This window comes from Pseudomonas sp. GL93 (assembly GCF_003408955.1).
Classification (GTDB): domain Bacteria; phylum Pseudomonadota; class Gammaproteobacteria; order Pseudomonadales; family Pseudomonadaceae; genus Aquipseudomonas; species Aquipseudomonas paracarnis.
Genome location: NZ_NKRF01000066.1, coordinates 1 through 2210, shown reverse-complemented (window position 1 = coordinate 2210; position 2210 = coordinate 1). Strand labels below are relative to the sequence as shown.

General features: G+C 60.0%; 3 protein-coding genes. 2 read left to right on the top strand and 1 reads right to left on the bottom strand.

Going from position 1 to position 2210, the window contains the following annotated elements; all coding sequences use genetic code 11:
* Positions 1-341: 341 nt before the first annotated feature.
* Positions 342-707, top strand: coding sequence for a hypothetical protein (locus CER19_RS12035; RefSeq protein ID WP_116666583.1), 366 nt, complete (start codon positions 342-344; stop codon positions 705-707).
* A 36-nt stretch (positions 708-743) separates the two neighbouring features.
* On the opposite strand, the gene CER19_RS12030 is transcribed toward CER19_RS12035, so the two are convergent.
* Entirely contained in the window at positions 744-1460 is a 717-nt protein-coding gene (locus tag CER19_RS12030) for a class I SAM-dependent methyltransferase (RefSeq protein WP_116666582.1), read from the bottom strand.
* Positions 1461-1645: 185 nt separating this feature from the next.
* On the opposite strand from CER19_RS12030, the gene CER19_RS12025 reads away from it, so the two are divergent.
* Positions 1646-2026, top strand: coding sequence for a cupin domain-containing protein (locus CER19_RS12025; RefSeq protein ID WP_116666581.1), 381 nt, complete (start codon positions 1646-1648; stop codon positions 2024-2026).
* The last annotated feature ends 184 nt before the right edge of the window (positions 2027-2210 follow it).

Here is a 2210-nt window from a genome sequence, read left to right as displayed (position 1 = left end):
GAGCGGAACCCTAGGTGGCCGTTACCGCAGGAATGGATATGTACACGGTCCAACTGTATTGACTGTTAGGCCGTCTTCGCAGGCAAGCCAGCTCCCACAGTTGGATCGTGGGGTGTCAGGTAGATTGGCGTCGACTGTCAGGCCGCCATCGCAGGCAAGCCAGCTCCCACATTTGGATTTCGGAGCGTCAGATGGATATGCGCCGGCTGTCAGGCCGTCACGGGAGCAAGCTCCCTCGCCACAGATTTAGCGTCGTGCCGAAGTTGTGTAGATACCTATGCTCTGATCAGCCTATCGGCTGACGCCCCAACCCACTCCCAGGATTCACGGACCTCCTTTTTATGCCGCCTGCCTCACGCGACCACGCCCGTATCGAGCGCCGTCTCATTGCAGCCCTGACCGGCGCCTGCGAGATCGCAAAAACCGAAATCCCGGGCTTCGAATGGCTGACCCACACCGTCGACTACCGCGCGTTTCCCCAAAGCCTGCGGGTGATATGGGTGTTCGACAGCCTTGCGAGCAAGGATCACGCCCTCGCGACCGGCGCGGACGCCCGTATGCGCGAGCTGACTACCGCCGCGCTGGATGACGCTGACGTGCACGTCCCGAACATCGCCCGCTGCGTCAGTTTCGACTCCGAAGAGGAATGCCACCTTCGGCATAGCGGCGATTGGCGTCGGCGGCTAACTACTCTCCGGGCGATCTGAATCGCGCCACGGGTTGTTGAGCAAGGGGAAACATCGCTACCCCACCTTGCACGTCAACCAAGCCCCCCAGAACAGGCTGCTGAAGAAACGGGTCGCGTCGCCGAAGCCAGCGTCATGCAACAGCTTCTGAACCGCGGCCTCGGAATGTGGCGGGTCGGCGCCTTGAAGGATTTTGCCGAGCTTGGCCTTCACTTCGTCCGGGGTGGCGCCATGCTGACGCCACCGTTGGCCCCACGCCGCCAGTAGCAACGGCTGGCTGGCATACGCATAGTGATTGCCCGCGACGATCAGCGGTGCCCCCGGTTTCAGGTGCGCCCGAATCGATCGCAGCATCCGGGCCTTGGCGTCATCACCCTCCAGATGGTGGAGCACACCGATCAAGGTGGCGGCGTCGTATGACGCGTCTGCTGCCAGGTCTTCAAGCGGCCCGAGATGCAGGGTGGTTCTATCAAGCAAGTGGTTGACTTCCAACTGCTGCCTTGCCGCGTCCAGCATCGGCTGGGAGGGATCAACCGCCATAAAACGCCAGCCCGGTTCAAGGCTGGCCATGGCGATGATCTCCTGCGCCGTACCGCCGGCGCCGACCACAAGTACCTTGGCCGAAGGGGTATCGCCAAGGCTTGCCGCGAGCATGCACGCTGCCAGGTCCTGGCACGCGTCATAGCCCGCCAGCGCGATACGGCTTTGTCGTGCGTACTCGTTGGCTCTTGAGGTATCGAATTTGTCAGCAGGGTTGGGTGAGGATGAGTTCAAGGCGGTTCTCCGTGGCCTTGACGCAAATTACGTTAACCGTGGCAGTAAGAAAAATGCATTAATTTTATGTGCTGCATTCCCATGGGGAATGCGGGGGCGTGCGAGTGGAGGGGTTGCAGGATCGTACAAGCCTCTGACCTGTCGGCCCGGATAGTCTGGCCTTCTCACCGACAGGAAGGCTCAGCATGACTCACTTACAGCATCCCACCCAACCAATAAACCTCGCGCACAAAGCCTCGATCATCGATCAGCAATGGAGCCCAAGAGTGGTTGCCGAAATGAACGACTACCAGTTCAAGGTGGTGCGCATCGAGGGCGAGTTCATCTGGCATTCGCACCCCGAAACCGATGAAGCGTTCCTGGTGCTTGAAGGCACGCTACGTATCGACCTGCCGGATGGCCCGGTGTATGTGAAGCCGGGTGAGTTGTATGTGGTGCCGCGTGGCATTGAGCACAGGACCGCCGCCGAGGGAGAAGCCAAGCTGATGATGATTGAGCCGCGGGGCATCCTGAATACCGGGCATGAAGGCGGTGAGCGTACCGCGTTGAGTGACCAGTGGATTTAAGTGCTGAGGCACATAGGTCTTTACACGACTTTGGGTACACCGCTGAACCTGTAGGAGCGAGCTTGCTCGCGAAGAACGTCAACGATAAAGCGTGCTTCCTGAATGAACGCGGCGCCTGTGAGTTTTTCGCGAGCAAGCTCGCTCCTACAACTGGCATTGGGGCAAGCTCCTCCTACAGCGTCCA

Bases quoted from the DNA above. Each gene is read 5' to 3' on its own strand.
- CER19_RS12035 (WP_116666583.1), top strand. From the start codon at position 342: ATGCCGCCTGCCTCACGCGACCACGCCCGTATCGAGCGCCGTCTCATT.
- CER19_RS12025 (WP_116666581.1), top strand. From the start codon at position 1,646: ATGACTCACTTACAGCATCCCACCCAACCAATAAACCTCGCGCACAAA.